This is a genomic window from Sorangiineae bacterium MSr11367 (assembly GCA_037157805.1).
Classification (GTDB): domain Bacteria; phylum Myxococcota_A; class Polyangia; order Polyangiales; family Polyangiaceae; genus Pendulispora; species Pendulispora rubella.
Genome location: CP089983.1, coordinates 2,212,230 through 2,227,251 on the forward strand (window position 1 = coordinate 2,212,230; position 15,022 = coordinate 2,227,251).

At 64.1% G+C, this 15,022-nt stretch carries 11 protein-coding genes; 7 read left to right on the top strand and 4 right to left on the bottom strand.

What is annotated here, in order from left to right; translation table 11 throughout:
• Window positions 1-60 precede the first annotated feature (60 nt).
• Window positions 61-1,413, top strand: coding sequence for an HINT domain-containing protein (locus LVJ94_08730; protein ID WXB07321.1), 1,353 nt, complete (start codon window positions 61-63; stop codon window positions 1,411-1,413).
• On the opposite strand, the gene LVJ94_08735 is transcribed toward LVJ94_08730, so the two are convergent.
• Entirely contained in the window at window positions 1,410-1,916 is a 507-nt protein-coding gene (locus tag LVJ94_08735) for a HAMP domain-containing histidine kinase (GenBank protein WXB07322.1), read from the bottom strand. The genes LVJ94_08730 and LVJ94_08735 overlap by 4 nt on opposite strands.
• 10 nt (window positions 1,917-1,926) lie before the next feature.
• Window positions 1,927-3,894, bottom strand: a complete 1,968-nt coding sequence (locus LVJ94_08740) for an APC family permease (GenBank protein WXB07323.1) — start codon at window positions 3,892-3,894, stop codon at window positions 1,927-1,929.
• Between the two features lie 71 nt (window positions 3,895-3,965).
• Between LVJ94_08740 and LVJ94_08745 the strand changes: the two genes are divergently transcribed.
• The 5 genes from LVJ94_08745 to LVJ94_08765 all read left to right on the top strand — a co-directional run bounded on the left by LVJ94_08745 (window position 3,966) and on the right by LVJ94_08765 (window position 12,522).
• The gene (locus tag LVJ94_08745) at window positions 3,966-6,656 is read left to right on the top strand and encodes a sensor histidine kinase KdpD (GenBank protein ID WXB07324.1); all 2,691 of its coding nucleotides are present in this window, start codon (window positions 3,966-3,968) and stop codon (window positions 6,654-6,656) included.
• 8 nt (window positions 6,657-6,664) lie between these two features.
• Window positions 6,665-7,354 carry a response regulator gene (locus tag LVJ94_08750; protein WXB10693.1) on the top strand — a complete coding sequence of 230 codons (690 nt, stop codon included), beginning with the start codon at window positions 6,665-6,667 and terminating at the stop codon, window positions 7,352-7,354.
• Between the two features lie 409 nt (window positions 7,355-7,763).
• Window positions 7,764-8,396: a hypothetical protein gene (locus tag LVJ94_08755; protein WXB07325.1), complete on the top strand. Its 633-nt coding sequence runs from the start codon at window positions 7,764-7,766 to the stop codon at window positions 8,394-8,396.
• Between the two features lie 662 nt (window positions 8,397-9,058).
• Window positions 9,059-11,488, top strand: a complete 2,430-nt coding sequence (locus LVJ94_08760; GenBank protein ID WXB07326.1) for a condensation domain-containing protein — start codon at window positions 9,059-9,061, stop codon at window positions 11,486-11,488.
• A 101-nt stretch (window positions 11,489-11,589) separates the two neighbouring features.
• Window positions 11,590-12,522, top strand: a complete 933-nt coding sequence (locus LVJ94_08765; protein ID WXB07327.1) for a hypothetical protein — start codon at window positions 11,590-11,592, stop codon at window positions 12,520-12,522.
• Between the two features lies 1 nt (window position 12,523).
• Here LVJ94_08765 and LVJ94_08770 read toward each other — a convergent pair whose 3' ends face one another.
• Both LVJ94_08770 and LVJ94_08775 read right to left on the bottom strand, forming a co-directional pair.
• On the bottom strand, window positions 12,524-13,030 hold the full coding sequence (locus tag LVJ94_08770; protein ID WXB07328.1) for a hypothetical protein: 507 nt from the start codon (window positions 13,028-13,030) through the stop codon (window positions 12,524-12,526).
• On the bottom strand, window positions 13,027-13,422 hold the full coding sequence (locus LVJ94_08775; GenBank protein WXB07329.1) for a hypothetical protein: 396 nt from the start codon (window positions 13,420-13,422) through the stop codon (window positions 13,027-13,029). The genes LVJ94_08770 and LVJ94_08775 overlap by 4 nt, the downstream gene beginning before the upstream one ends.
• Window positions 13,423-13,799: 377 nt before the next feature.
• On the opposite strand from LVJ94_08775, the gene LVJ94_08780 reads away from it, so the two are divergent.
• Window positions 13,800-15,020 carry a sigma 54-interacting transcriptional regulator gene (locus tag LVJ94_08780; protein WXB07330.1) on the top strand — a complete coding sequence of 407 codons (1,221 nt, stop codon included), beginning with the start codon at window positions 13,800-13,802 and terminating at the stop codon, window positions 15,018-15,020.
• Window positions 15,021-15,022 lie beyond the last annotated feature (2 nt).

The window sequence follows — 15,022 nt, forward strand, 5'->3', positions numbered from 1 at the left end:
TAACCGGAAGCGCTCCGGACCAGTGGATTTGGAGGTACGCGAAGTGCTAAGCGCGGCGCCATGATCCGACGTCTCTTGGATGACCGACGCGGAGTGTCTGCGGTGGAGTACGCACTCCTGCTCGCCGCTCTTCTCCTTGTCTTCGCCGGGGGCTATCACGCGCTCGGTAGGAAAAATGTCAAACCGACGAATGCATCGACCGACGAGTTGAAAGGCGGAACGGGGTACATCGCAGGCACGGGGCCCGGTGCGTCGGGAGGCGGTGGAACCGGAAATGTCGGTGGAGGACCCGGCGGGGTCGTTTGTGACGGCCGTTCGTGCGGCGCCCCCGGGGGCAATTGCTTCGTGGCGGGCACGCCCGTATGGACCCCGAGCGGCGAGCGTCCCATCGAGAGCCTCGTCGAAGGCGATATCGTGTTTTCGCGCGACGAAGCGTCGGCCGCGATCAAACCACGCCGCGTACTGCGGACGTTCACGCGACGCACGCTGGGCCTGGTGGCCGTGACGATGGCGAGCGCGCAAAAGCGCGACACATTGCGCGTCACCGCCGAGCATCGCTTCTGGACGGGAGATCGCGGGTGGGTCGAGGCAGCTTTCCTTGCGACGGGCGAGCCGCTCGTGGATCTCGCAGGCGACGTCGTCCGTGTGGTTTCGGTGGTGCCGCTCGACGAAGAGGCCGTGGTCTACAACTTCGAAGTCGAAGAGACGCACACGTACTTCGTCGGGCACACCGCAACATGGGTGCATAATGCATGCGATCCCGTCAAGCCGGTGTTCGACGGGCTCACGGGCGGGGGCTCCGTACATCTTTCGCCGCAGACATTCATGAACTACATCGCGTCGGGTGCGCTGCCCCCGGACGGGACGGGGACTTTCGCGGTCAATCCCTCGAACGGTGCAATCACCCTGCAGCAGCCTTCGTGGTTCGGCCCACCGACGTTTACGGGTCAATACGTTGGTTTGCTGACGAAGCCAGATGGGAGTGTGCCTCACAACCTCGATACCAACGCGCAGGTGATCTTTACGGACAACCTCACCGGATGTGCGGTCATCGTTTCGCAGACCGCTCAACCGCAATTGCTACACATCGAGGCGCCGCTCCTGGGCGCGGATCCCACAACGTACAACGCGACCCTCGTGCCTTATATGTACTCGCAGGGCATGGATAACGACGGCAATCCCTCGCACGGCATTCCCCCGCCGTTGGTCGTGAAGGCCGACGATTACGGCTGGGTCATTGGCGGTGGCGACTACGGGCCGGGGCTGAACCAGCCGCACAACGCGCAAGCGTTCCTCTATGGCGTCAAAGACGACACGGGCCACCGTCAGTGGTGGTTGCTCAAAGTGAACGCGCTGCCAAACAACGGGGGTTACCAGCACACGACGATCCCCGTGGGAACCACGCTGTATTAGCTTCGCAATCCGTGCGCGGGGATTTGCAGCGTGATGGACGTCCCGTGCTCGAATCCCGAGGTGCGGCTCTTCACGTCGATGCTTCCGCCGTGGGCGGTGACGACGTCGTGGATCAGCATGAGTCCGAGGCCCGCAGCGTGCGTCTTGCCGTGCGCGCGTTGAAAGAGCCATGGCAGCTTGTCGGCGGGGATGCCCGGTCCGTCGTCTTGAACGCGAACGACGACATGGTCCTTTTCCGGCACGTAGCTCAGTTGCACGCTCACCGAGCCGCCCGGCATGAGCCTCGTTCCCGGTCGCACGTAGCGCAGCGCATTGCCCACCAACGTGGCCACCGCCCAAGCGATCTTCTCGGGATCGATGCACGTGTCCTTGGGAAGAGCGCTCGATGCCTCGATGGTGAAGGCCACATCGAGGTTCGACGCCTGGCGCTGCAAGACTTCGAGGCTCGAGGTGAGGAGCTCGTGCAGATCGGTCGGTGCGCGGCGTAGGGGGATGGCTTCCACGGTGCCTATATCATGTCAGATAAAAGGGCGTATTGACGACGACCACCCGGGGCCCGCCGCGAAGCCGAAGCAGACCCTTGAGGATGATTCCGCGGTTGTTGTGAAGCAGGGCATGGTACCAGCGCCGCACCACCAGGTCCGGCACGATGACCACCACGTCCCGGTCCGGGTGCTCGTCGCGCAACTGTTCGATGTATTCGATGAGCGGCGCAAAGAATTGCCGGAAGGTCGATTTGCGCACCACCAGGCGAGGCGCCTTGAGCCCTGCTGCACGCGCGGGATCGACGACCAGCGTCTCCCACGTTCGTGCGAGCTCGCACGGCGCGCCGTCCTCGGTCTCCTGGGTGACGATGTGGAGGGCACGCACGTCGGGCGAGAGCTCGATGGCGAAGCGCAAACCCCGGCTGGTGAGCTTGTTCCATGCCTGAACGGGCACGACCACCAGCGGCGAGGCCGCACGGGAAAGATCGAGCGGACGGCTCTCCTTCACTTCGTTTCCCACGTAGCGGTAGTGCCGGTGGATGCGCGCAAAGGCGAAGACCGCAAGCGGAACGACGACCACGGCGATCCACGCGCCGTCGGCGAACTTGGAGACGATCACCACGACGAGCGTGATGCCGGTGGCCGTGGCGCCGAGCGCATTGATCCAGAGTGAGCGGCGCGCGCCCGTGCCGCCGGCGCGGCGCCAGTGGGCAACCATGCCCGCCTGCGAGATGGTGAACGCCAGGAACGCGCCGATGGCAAACAGCGGAATGAGCCGATCGGTCACGCCTCCGAAGGCCACGAGCAGGAAGCCCGACACCACGGCGAGCACCACCACGCCATAGGAGAAGACCAGGCGGCGTCCGCGCGTGGCAAAGGTGTCGGGCAGGAACCGATCGAGGGCGAGCACCCGGCAAAGGCGCGGAAAGTCCGCAAAGCTGGTATTCGCCGACAGCGCGAGCACCGCCACCACGGAGCCCATGGTGATGTAATACAGCGGGCCGCGACCGATGACGGCGCACGCGAGCTGCGAGAGGACGCTCTGGTATCCGTGTTCGCCCGGCGGTGTGGCGCCGATGCCGTACGCCCGCGCCAAGAGCGCAATGCCTCCGAGCAGACCCACGAGAATGGCGATGATGACGGTCAGCGTGCGCTGCGCATTCGGGATGGTGGGACGGCGGAAGAGGGGCACGCCGTTGCTCACCGCTTCGACACCGGTCATCGCCGTGCAGCCACTGGCGAACGCGCGCACGACCAGCCAGAGGCTCACGGTTTCCGTCGAAACGGGGAGCACCGGCGACGCCTCGACGGGGACCGGATGGCCTCCTGCCGCGAAGACTCGAAGGCCGCCATAGACGAGGATGCCGGCGAGCGAGGCCACGAAAAGGTACGTGGGCAACAAAAAGGTCAGCCCCGATTCCCGTGTGCCCCGCAGGTTCACCAGGGTGAGCAGCACCAAGATGGCGAGGCACAAAAGCAGCGTATGCGGCAGCAGCGCCGGCACCGCGGAAACGAGTGCGCCCACGCCGGCCGAAATGCCCACGGCGACGTTGAGCACGTAGTCGAGCGCCAGCGCCGCCCCCGCCACCAGCGCCGCACCTTGCCCGAGGTTTTCCTTGGCCACCGTGTACGAGCCGCCACCATTCGGATAGGCGGCAATGGTCTGCCGATACGAAAAATAGACCACCAGGAGGACGGCCACGATGATGCCGCTCAAGGGCACGATGTACGAAAGCCCGAGCGCGCCGAGCGGCAACAGCAACGTCAGCGCGGCCTCGGGGCCGTACGCCGCCGACGACAGCGCATCCAGCCCGAGCACCGGCACACCGGCGACGGGGCCTATCTTCTGTTCGTCTTCTTCCGCCGTGGCGAGCCGCCGGCCGAAGATGACATCGGCCAGGGTGCTCTTACTTGGTCCTGGAGGAACCTTTTCGGCGATCGTAACGATCTTGGGACTACTCTCGCGGGAGATGACGGCGTGGGCTGAGGAACGCATTTCGAAATCAGCCGTTATTGTGGACATGGAGCTGATAAAGAGATGATTAAGAATCCCAGGGTGCGCGCCCAATGAGCGATGGCCGGCCCGATCCCGATGTGCTTCTCCAGCGCGTGCGCGACGAGGAAGTTCGCGCTCGCAGCGGGAAGCTCACCATTTTTTTCGGCGCTGCACCCGGCGTGGGGAAGACCTACGCCATGCTCGAGGCGGCCCGGGCCGAGCACGGCCAGGGGCGCGACGTCGTGCTTGGCATCGTCGAGACGCACGGTCGCTACGACACTGCCGCACTCTTGCTGGGGCTCGAGATCCTACCGCGCCGGAAGATCACCCACCGCTCGGTGACCCTCGACGAGTTCGATCTCGACCTCGCCCTATCGCGCCGTCCAGGCCTGCTTCTCGTCGACGAGCTCGCGCACACCAACGCGGAGGGTAGCCGCCACATGAAGCGGTGGCAGGACGTGGTCGAGCTCTTGGACGCCGGCATCGACGTCTACACCACGCTCAACGTGCAGCACGTCGAGAGCCTCAAGGACGTGGTGGCGCAGATCACCCACGTTCTCGTGAAGGAAACGGTGCCCGACTCCATCCTGGACCGCGCCGACGACATCCGGGTCATCGATCTGCCGGCGGACGAGCTGCTCGAGCGCATGCGCGAGGGCAAGGTGTACGTGCCCGACCAGGCACGCCGCGCGGTGTCCAACTTTTTCCGCAAGGGAAACCTCATCGCGCTGCGCGAGCTCGCGCTGCGCCGCACGGCCGAGCGCGTCGATGCGCAGATGCAGCACTACAAGCGCGAGCACGGCATCGAGCGCGTGTGGCCCGTGGGCGAGCGCGTGCTCGTGTGCGTGAGCCCGAGCCCCACCTCCGCGCGCCTCGTGCGCGGGGCGCGCCGCCTCGCGAGCTCGCTCCACGCGGATTGGATTGCCGTGTACGTCGAAACGCCCGCGTCGCTGCGCCAGAGCACCGAAGACAACCGCCGCGTGGCGGCAAACCTCCAGCTCGCGCAGCAACTCGGCGCCGAAGCCGTCACCATCAGCGGCTCCAACGCGGCCGAGGCGGCGATGCACTATGCCCATCAGCGCAACGTCACCCGCGTGGTCATCGGCAAGCCGACGCATGCGCGCTGGCGCGATCGCCTCAAGGCCTCCTTCCTCGACGAAATCGTGCGCCACAGCGGCGATGTCGACGTCTACGTCATGTCGGGCGACGAAAGCGCGCGCCGTGCGCGGGAAGAGGCGTCGGAGCCGGTCGGTGCCCCGCGCGATCCCGCCGGCTACGTGATGGGGACCGGGGTGGCCATCGCCGCCACGCTCATCTCGTGGGCCTTTTTCCGAAGGGACCAATTGCCCGATACGGTGATGGTCTATTTGCTCGGCATCGTGCTCGTATCGATGCGATACGGCTACGGGCCCTCGCTCCTCGGGGCGGTGGCCAGCGTCGTCTGTTTCGACTTTTTCTTCATTCCTCCGTATCTGACCTTCGCCGTCGGCGACTTGAGCCACCTGGTGACCTTCGCGGTCATGTTCCTCGTCGCGGGCATCATCAGCCGATTGACCACGCGCGTGCGCGAACAGGCGCAGGGCGCGGGCGAGCGCGAACGGCGCACCGCGAGCCTTTATGCCATGAGCCGCGAGCTTGCCACCGCGAAGACGCTGGAGCACGTCGTATCCATTGGCCAAAGGCACATCGGCGACGTCTTCGGTGCGCGCGTCGTCGTCCTTCGAGCCGGCTCGCTTGCGCCCATCGTGCGCGAAGGCGCCTCGCTGGAACTGGACGACAAGGAAAAAGGCGTTGCAAGTTGGGTATGGCAAAATGGGCAAATGGCCGGTGCGGGCACCGACACCCTTCCGTCCGCCCGCGGGTTCTATTTGCCTTTGCGCGCCTCACGCGGAAAGCTGGGGGTGCTCGGCGCACACGCCGCCACGCCCGAGTCGCTGACCGATCCGCAGCGGCGCCAGCACCTGGAGGCCTTCGCCAGCCAGCTCGCGGGAGCCATGGAGCGCGCCCAGCTCGCCGAGGAGGCTCAGCATGCGCGCCTGCAAGTCGAGTCGGAGCAACTTCGCAATGCGCTCCTCAGCTCCGTTTCGCACGACCTCCGCACGCCGCTCGCGGTGGTGACCGGCGCGGCGAGCACCTTGCTCGAAGGAAACCTCGCCGACGGGACGCGGCGCGAGCTGACCGAGACGATCTTGCACGAGTCCGATCGGCTCAATCGACTGGTGCGCAACCTGCTCGACGTCACCCGGGTCGAGGCTGGCGCACTGCGCGTCAAAAAGGAATGGCAGCCGCTGGAAGAGGTCGTCGGTGCCGCGCTCCACCGGCTCGACGCCACCTTGCAGGGCAGGGAAATCATCACCGATTTGCCGCACGATCTGCCGCTGGTCCCGCTCGACTCCGTGCTCATCGAGCAAGTGCTGGTGAATCTTCTCGAAAATGCTGCAAAGTACACCCCAGCCCATGCATCGATATCCATCGCAGCCCGTGCGCACGAGAAGGCAGAGAACCACGTGCAAGTGACCGTCGCCGATCGCGGCCCGGGCATCGCACCGGGGGAAGAAGATCGCATCTTCGAGAAGTTCTACCGCGCACAGGAAGGACGCGGCGGCGCGGGCCTCGGGCTCACCATCTGCCGCGGCATCGTCTCCGCACACGGCGGCCGCATTTGGGCCGAAAACCGTTCCGGCGACGGCGGCACGGGCGCCATGTTCCATTTCACATTGCCGATCGAGGGCGAGCCGCCGAATCTGGAGCTTCAACCATGACCGAAGTCATCCCCCGCATCCTGGTCGTCGAGGACGAGCCCCAGATGCAAAAATTCCTGCGAGCATCCCTCACGAGCCACGGCTACCGCGTCGTCGAATCCTCCACCGGCAGCGATGGCCTCGTGCAAGCGCAGGCACACAATCCCGATCTCGTGCTCTTGGACCTCGGCCTTCCGGACATGGATGGCCTCGAGGTCACCAAGGGCCTGCGCGCCTGGACGACCACGCCGATCATCGTCATCAGCGCCCGCGGTCAGGAGGAAGACAAGATTCGCGCGCTCGATGAAGGTGCCGACGACTATCTGACCAAGCCGTTCAACACGGGCGAACTCATGGCCCGAATCCGCGTGGCCCTGCGCCATGCAATGCGCGCCGGGCTGGAGAAGCCCGAACCCGTGCTCACCGTCGGCGGCCTCAAGATGGATCTCGACCGCCGCCAGGTCTTCGTGGACACCGACGAAGTCCACCTCACGCCCATCGAATACAAATTGCTGACCGTGCTGATGAAAAACGCCGGCAAGGTCCTCACCCACCGGCAGCTTCTCAAAGACGTTTGGGGCCCCGCCTACGCGAGCCAAACGCAGTACCTCCGCGTGTACATGGTTCAACTGCGGCACAAGCTCGAGAAGGAGCCCGCTCGCCCCCGCTACCTCGTCACCGAGCCCGGCGTGGGGTATCGACTCAAGACGGAAGATTGAATCTTGATCCCATCTTGATCGGGCCCCGGTCATAGTCGAACCTCATGGAGCCCGCCGCCGCTGACATCGAACCAGGCGTCCCGCCTGTCGAGCCTATCGCGCAAAGCGCAGCCGTACTCGGGGTGGCGCTTCTCGTCTGGGCCGCGAGTGCGGTGCGCGTCGTAGGTACATTTGTGTACCACGAGCCCTTCGGTGCCGAATCTACGCTCGCGCTGGTGATGCTCCTCCTCATGTCCCGCGTTCTCGTACCGTCCCTGATCGCCCGATTCCGCTCGTCACGGCAACGCTCCTGAGCAGCACGGCCCGCGAGCGGGATGAGGGCCGCGTTGCCGGATATTCGGACATGACGCTGAAGAGCCGCTAAACTCGTCGAGTTCCTTTCGACTCGACGAAGCTTTGGGGGCCATCGATGAGCATTGCGAAGTTTCCAGCCCGCCCCACCGAGGAGGTTCCCCGGATGCGCGCAGGGCAATTGCACGAAGCGCTCGCTCTCATCGACGAGCTGCCGCCGCCCGTCGCGCGTGCCATTCGCGCGAAGTACAACGCCAAGTACCTCCAGGAAATCGAGCAGGCGACGCGCCTCACGTGGATTCCCATCGAGTACGGCGTGGAGATGGCGGTCGCCTACCACGAAGTCCTCGGTGAGAAGGACACCTTTCTATGGGGACGCGCCACCATGTTGCGTGTCACAGAAAAGCCATGGATTCGTCACCTGCGCGACACCGCAGTGCGCCTCTTCGGATTAACCCCAAAAGGGCTATATCGATTCGCGCCACGCTTCTGGGACGCGGTCTACAGCCATAGCGGCGAGCTCGTCTGCGTTCCCCGCGCAGAAGGCGCGGTGACCATCGTTCTGAACAATATTCCGCGCGCCATGATCGAGGCCCACGGTCATCTCATTACGATGTCGGGGGCCTTCGCGGCCGCTTTGGAGTTCTGTGAAGTTCGCGGCGATGTGTGGTTACGGCCCGTCGTGGCGGGCGACAACCGATGCACATACGACGTAATTTGGAGTGAGCGGAAAACCGCCGTTTCGCAGTAGAAGTCGTTTCGTCGCTTCTGCAAGCGTCCGCTCGTCGTGCCCCCGAGCATTTGCGCGCGCAAATGCTCGATGTTTGCACGGCACTCCCGTCCGATTGGCGTGGCATTGAAACGATGCAAATCCAAGATAACGGACGTGAAACGATAAAATCATTAGGCTGCTAATTGGATATCTACGGTTGCAACGTTCAATGCGTGCTCGACCGTATGATGACATGCGTCATCATGTGGATTCGTCGGGAAATAGGACTTACCCAAAGTTTAGATCTGCGGACGAGGGCGCGCATTGGGCGAGATTCCTATTCGCTTTGCGACAATTCGGGCGAATAGGAGCGAAACCATCCCAGATGTAAATTGGTCCGACGTTGACGCTTGTGAGTGTGGACATTATCGTGCTATTAATCTCACATGCCCGCTGGTTTGCACGTTCAGCGTCGGATGTTTCGGCGCTCGGAGTGCGAGATGGCGAGGTACCCCAGGTAGCCAAGCTTCTGGGCCGTGAATTGCAGTCACGCCCGAGCGGTTCGCATTGGATACGAGCGCCACCGGCCACGCAGGCGCCGGTGCTCGCCGGAGAAATCAACAACGATGAGTGATCGTAAGCTTTCCTCCGTCCCACAAAGGCTTCGTGCGTGTTTCGGCCGTGGAATCTTCGACGATACCATGCGCGACTGGGTCGACACGACGACAGCCCGTATTCGCTCGTTGTGGAAAGTGCCGGGCCGGCGTCCGCGCATGTTGGAGCTCGGTTGCAGCTCTGGTCCACTCTTGTTTCGGCTTGCCGCCCACGCCGAGACGTACCACGCGACCGATATGTCGAGTGCTGCCGTCGAGACGCTCTCGCGCGAATGCAACACCATGGGTTTCTCGCACGTCACGCTCGCACAACGCGAAGCGAACGACTTCAAGAAGCTGGGTATGAGCGCGTACGACGTCATCGTCCTCAACTCCGTCGTGCAGTACTTCCCCAGCATCGACTACCTGGTCGACGTTCTCGAGAAGGCTTCGCGCGCGCTCCGCCCCGGTGGCTCGCTGTTCGTGGGCAATGTGCGCAGCTTGCCGCTTCTCGAGCTCTTTCACACCTCCGCGGAACTCGCCAAGGCACCTGCCTCGCGCACCGTCGCGCAGCTCAAACGGCGCGTTCGCCATGCCGTGGCCGCCGAGAACGAGCTGGTCGTCGATCCCGCCTTCTTCTGGGAGCTGGGACGGTTGCTCCCGCGCCTCGCGTCGCTCGTGTGCGAGCGCGTCCTCTGCCAGCGCACCCGCTCGCGCGACGAGGCGAGCCGGTTCCGCTACGACGTCGTCTTGCGGCACCGTGCCATCGAGGCCTTGCCGCCGGCCATGGATGATGCTGCCTTCGAGTGGCGTGCGCCGCCGGTGCCAGCGGCCGAGATCCTCCACGGCGTTCGCCAGCAGCTCGACGAGCAACGGTGGCCGATGATGACGCTCACCCACGCACGGGATGCGCGCCTCGCCTCCGAGCTTCGCGCCTTCGAGCTCTCGAACGAAGCGGAAGAGAACTGCACCGTCGGCGATTTGAGGAAAGCGCTTACCGAAAAGGACCAACCGTCGACCTCGGCACTCGAGCCGGACGACCTCTTTCTCATCGGGAACGAGTTCGGGTACGACGTCGACGTTCTCGCGAGTGGAGATGCTCCGGGCTACTTCGATGTGCGATTTCTCCGCCGCTCGGCGCCTGCGCCCGCCGAAGCGCCAACTCTCTCGGAGCGCGCGAGCTTTGCCCCGCCGCCCGCCACGGTCGAACGGCCGATTCAGCACTACGCGACGAAGCCGCACCGCGAAGTGCAAGCGGTGTCGGCCATGCAGTCGTACATGCTCGAGCGCATCGAGGCCAGGCCGGAGCCAGGGCTTTACACGTCGTTCGACGTGGTGCCCATGCCGGCGTCGGTGGACTCGGCGGCCCTCGAGCGCGCGTGGCAGGCGCTGGTCGACCGGCACGCGGCACTTCGCACCTCCTTCGTGAAAACGCTTTCCGGGCGCTACCGCCAAGTGGTGCACGCGCACGGGAAGGCGGCGCTCGACGAACGCGATTGGCGTCACCTTCCACCCCTCGAGGTCGACCGCGAGCTCGAGGCGTACATCGACGCGTTCCGTGCGCGCCCGTTCGAGCTCGACGAGTATCCGCCGGTGCGGCTGGCCCTCTTTCGAACACGAGCACGGAGCTGGGTCTTTCTCGGCTTCAACCATCTCGCCCTCGATGGCGCGAGCACGATGCTTCTGCGAGAGCAATGGCTCGAGCTCTACAAGGCTCATTCCAAAGGAGGGAATGTGTCGCTGGTGGGGAGCGCTCCCCTCGTGCGGCCGCCCTCCGACGTTGCCTCGACGGAGGCGTTCTGGCGAAAGGAACTGCAAGGTTTCCGCGATCCGATGACCCTCACCGAAAATATGCGGCGGCATCGTGCGACGGGAGACGAGCCGCGAGGCGAGCGCTCCTATGCCAAACGGCATACCTATTTGGATAAAGAGGTAAGTGAGCGGCTCGCCTCACTTTCGCGTGCCGAGGGACTCACCCTCAATACGCTGGTGCACGGAGCGTGGGCGCTGCTCTTGACGGAGTACACGGAACGGCAAGACGTTCTTTTTGGCACCATGATTTCGCGTGCCGCGTACGAGCCGAACCGCCTGGCGTGCGAGGGCATGGTGGGGGCCCTGGACGACGTGTTGCCGGTGCGGCCACCGTCGCCTTCGCGCTTCCTTTCGCTGCGGACATGGCTCGCGGCGTTGCGGGACGGCTTGGCGAAGCTGCCGCGTCATGGTCACGCCTCGCTCGCCGACGTGAAACGCTGGAGCGAGCTGCCCGAGCATGCGCGCCTCTTCGAGAGCTACGTCGTCGTCGAAAATCGACCCATCGACGAGAACACGGCCGAGTCCTTGGATCCCGCGACACCGTTCTCGTTGGTTCAACTCGACTTTCCCTTGCGGGTGGAAGCATGGCCCGGCCCACGGCTGCTGCTCATCCTTCAGCACCACCGCGCTCATTTCAGCGACACCGTCGCCGAGAAGATGCTGCGCGATCTGGAACGCGTTTTGGTGTTCCTATCCCATGGCCTCGACCGCCCGCCGCGCGGGTAGCTCGTCATTGACGAAGGCGTGAGGCCGTACGACAATCGCGGCCTTTCGCCTCCGTCATGCTCCGCGCTCTCTTTGCATCGCTCATCGTAACGGCTGTCGCCATGACGGGATGGTTCGCGTGCTTGCCCGATCAACCCGCCGTTGTCGATGGGCCATCGGACGCGGATGCCGGCCTGTGCGCGACCGGGGTGGCATTCCCCTCGGCATTCGAGGCGCCGCATCGTGTTTTCAGCATGCCCCTGGGGGTCGATCGCCGCGGCGCATCGCTTTCGCACGACGAGCTGACGATCTATTTCGGAAATTCCACGACCTCGAGTGGGATCCTTTATCCCTCGCGCATTCACACGGCGATCCGCCCGAGGCGCAGTGAGCTTTTCGTGAACTCCGAGGAGTGGGACGTCAATCGGTTGGCCGGCCAAGATTTTCCGCGATTCAGCGACGACGGGAAAACGGTCGTATTCGCAGGCATCACGGAGAACGGCGGCTACCCGCATCTGTTTTTCTCGTCCAATTCAGGTGCACCGAAACCGCTCGCGTTGAACCTCGATGGAGGACAATTCGAGCTCAATCCTTTCTTGCGCATGCGGACGAATGGGACGGGGGAGCTGTATTTCGCCCAATGCACCAACGGCTCGGTCGACAATTGCGACTCCGACAGCACCGATCAAGGAAGCCGAGATCTCTTTCGCGTTTCCATCCGAAACCCGAATCTCGGATCGACGGACGCGTTCAGTGACGCGGAAGCGCTCACGGAGATCAACACCAGGCTAGAAAACGAATATACCCCAGTGGTGAGCTCGGATGGTCTCGAGATCTTTTTCGGACGAAGTGGGAAGATCTTCAGAGCATGGCGCAACCCCGGAGAGCGTCAATTCCACGACGTGGAGGCCGCGGAGGGACTCCTTGCCGTCGGCCGAGCACCCAATTGGCTTTCCCCGGACAACTGCCGCCTCTATTTCCAGTCTTCCGAGACCCAGACAACCCCGGGCATCGTGGACATCTGGGTTGCCGAGCGAAAGCCTCCGACCAACTGATCTAGAATCGCACCCCGAAGTCGGCGTGTGCGTTGAGCGTGCGGTCTTTGCCCAGAAGGTCGATTTGCGGACGAACGCCGAGGAATAAATTGAACTCACGGGTATGCACCAGGTCGAAGGTCGCGGAGACGTGCAGCCCGATTCCGAACTTGTCCAGATTGTCGCTCGTGCTCTTTCGCTCCAGGGAAAAGTACGGAAAGTGGATGCCCCCGCCCACGCGGAAGCGGTCGAGAATCCCCTCCACTGTGACGCCGAGCTGCCCGAAATGGATCGGCAGTCCGTATTCCGTGCGGGCCCGCTCGTAATGGATGCCGCCGTAGATGCCCAAGGATTTGCCGATATCGCCGCCCACTTCGGCGCCGAAGCCCACGCCGTAGAACGGGACGGAAAAGATATGACCATAGCCGCCATTGACGGCCAACTTGGCACCCGGGCCACCGTCGGCGGCGGCTGCCGAAGTCCAAAGGAAGGCGCCGAACGCCACCATCGCGATGCCAGCTCGTTTCATGGACACACCGGACCCCGGCTCGTGCCGGCGTCGGGCGACGACGGCTTTTCACCCGTATAAGGAAGATCGTTCTGGGTACGCGTGCACACGTCCCGCTCGATCAAATCGGAGCACTCCAAATTGCGAATGCACTGGCTCTCGTTGGAATCGAGCGTCGGGTGCTCCACTTGCGTGGCGTCGCCCGAGCAACCCTCGTCGTAGTTGTATTGGCAGCGCACCCGCTCGGGGTCGAACCGTGGACAGCAATCGGCGAGGTGGGCCAGCGCCTCCTCGCACGAGACGACGTCGCCGCGAAAGTTGTCGTGGTCATGTCGGTTGTCGCAGGCAAAGAGCACCACGATCACGGCGGCTGCCACGTAGCCACCGCGAAAAGCCAAGCCCCGTTTCTTCATCGAAGCGCACCCGACTGCAATGCCTGCGCCCGATATCGACCATGGCGAAACGGCGTGAAATCGATCTTCCCTCCCGCGGCCGGCGTGATCCGCGGTCCTCACAGTGGCAATTCGACGACAGCGGCACCCGGGGTGTTCGCTTCATCGAACCTCAGCCGTGATGCGCGGGAAGATCCATGGACGATGTGCTGTCTACCTGCAAGTTCGACACAATTTTCTGCCGACGGCCGATGGATGAGACGGAGGCTCTAGGGAACAGGCCTCCTCCCGGGCACACCGCATCAGCTGGGCGAGTGTGCGGCTCCTTAACCTGCGAGGGCTGACAACGTGAACGCCAACAAGGGATTCTCAATACCAACAACGAGTGGAGTGGACGAATGAAGGCTCTTGTCGTCGTCGACGGTCCTCTGGGCCACCACGTGGCGACGACGCTGGAGGGAGCGGTTCCGCCCTTTTGCGTTCAGCGCCTTAGGCCAGGTGAGCTTGCTTACGCACCGCCGACGGATCTCATCGTCGTCGACGAGGCGATGACCGAGAGCCAGCGGGAAAGGCTCCACGCGAGCTACGGCGTTCCGATGTTGGTCGTCGGACGCGATATCGAAAAGCCATTCACGGAGGCGGCGTTGCGCAAGGCCGCGTTGAAAGCGGCGAAGAGGTCGCCTCGCACCGTCGGCGGGCTCGTGGCCGTCGACCCGCCGCTCCAGACGGCGCTGTGTGTGCTGGAGCAGGTGGCCAAACGCAAACAGGGTGTTCTCGTCACGGGACCGACGGGGGTCGGAAAGGAGCTTCTCGCCACGCACCTTCACATGCGCTCGGGGCGTGCGGGCGCCTTCGTCCCAGTGAATTGTGCCGCATTCAACGAGAGCCTCGCGGAGAGTACGCTCTTCGGCCATGTGCGCGGGGCCTTCACGGGGGCCGTGTCGAACGTGCCCGGTGCCTTCGTCGAAGCCCACCGAGGGACGTTGTTCCTCGACGAAATCGGGGAGCTCGAACTCGCCGTGCAGGCGAAACTGCTTCGCGCCCTGGAAGAGGGCTCGATTCGTGCCGTCGGCGCCTCGAAGGCGACCGCGGTGGACGTGCGCATCGTCGCGGCGACGAACCGCGACTTGCGGGGCGAGGTTGCGGCCGGCCGCTTCCGGGCCGACTTGTATTTCCGTCTGGCGACCTTCGTCGTCGAGGTGCCTGCCCTGCGTGAAAGGCCGGGCGATTTCGAAGCGTTGGTCGACTGCTTTCACCGGCAGCACGATCGCGCAGCCCAGGTACGCATCTCCGCGGGCGCACGATTGCGGCTGGCCAGCTACCCATGGCCCGGCAACGTGCGCGAGCTCCGCAACGTGATGGAGCGCGTATTGGCGCTCGCCCCCCGCGGCGAGCTCACCGAGGCCATCCTTTTGGATCTGGCACCGGAGCTCCATGCTGGCAGCTCCGATGACACCCTCGATAAAATGACCACGCGGCAAGCACTCGCGATGCAGGAGCAAGAAGTGATTCACGCGCGTGTGGCCCGTGGTGGCGTAAAGCGGCAAAAGCTCGCGGACGAACTCGGTATTCACCGCACCACGCTTTGGCGCAAGATGAAGCGACTCGCGGCGAGCTGAAT

Excerpts from the sequence above, each read along its gene's own strand:
- LVJ94_08780 (WXB07330.1), top strand. The coding sequence starts at position 13,800 with ATGAAGGCTCTTGTCGTCGTCGACGGTCCTCTGGGCCACCACGTGGCG.
- LVJ94_08730 (WXB07321.1), top strand. The coding sequence starts at position 61 with ATGATCCGACGTCTCTTGGATGACCGACGCGGAGTGTCTGCGGTGGAG.
- LVJ94_08760 (WXB07326.1), top strand. The coding sequence starts at position 9,059 with ATGCGCGACTGGGTCGACACGACGACAGCCCGTATTCGCTCGTTGTGG.
- LVJ94_08770 (WXB07328.1), bottom strand. The coding sequence starts at position 13,030 with ATGAAACGAGCTGGCATCGCGATGGTGGCGTTCGGCGCCTTCCTTTGG.
- LVJ94_08745 (WXB07324.1), top strand. The coding sequence starts at position 3,966 with ATGAGCGATGGCCGGCCCGATCCCGATGTGCTTCTCCAGCGCGTGCGC.
- LVJ94_08765 (WXB07327.1), top strand. The coding sequence starts at position 11,590 with ATGACGGGATGGTTCGCGTGCTTGCCCGATCAACCCGCCGTTGTCGAT.
- LVJ94_08755 (WXB07325.1), top strand. The coding sequence starts at position 7,764 with ATGAGCATTGCGAAGTTTCCAGCCCGCCCCACCGAGGAGGTTCCCCGG.
- LVJ94_08775 (WXB07329.1), bottom strand. The coding sequence starts at position 13,422 with ATGAAGAAACGGGGCTTGGCTTTTCGCGGTGGCTACGTGGCAGCCGCC.
- LVJ94_08740 (WXB07323.1), bottom strand. The coding sequence starts at position 3,894 with ATGCGTTCCTCAGCCCACGCCGTCATCTCCCGCGAGAGTAGTCCCAAG.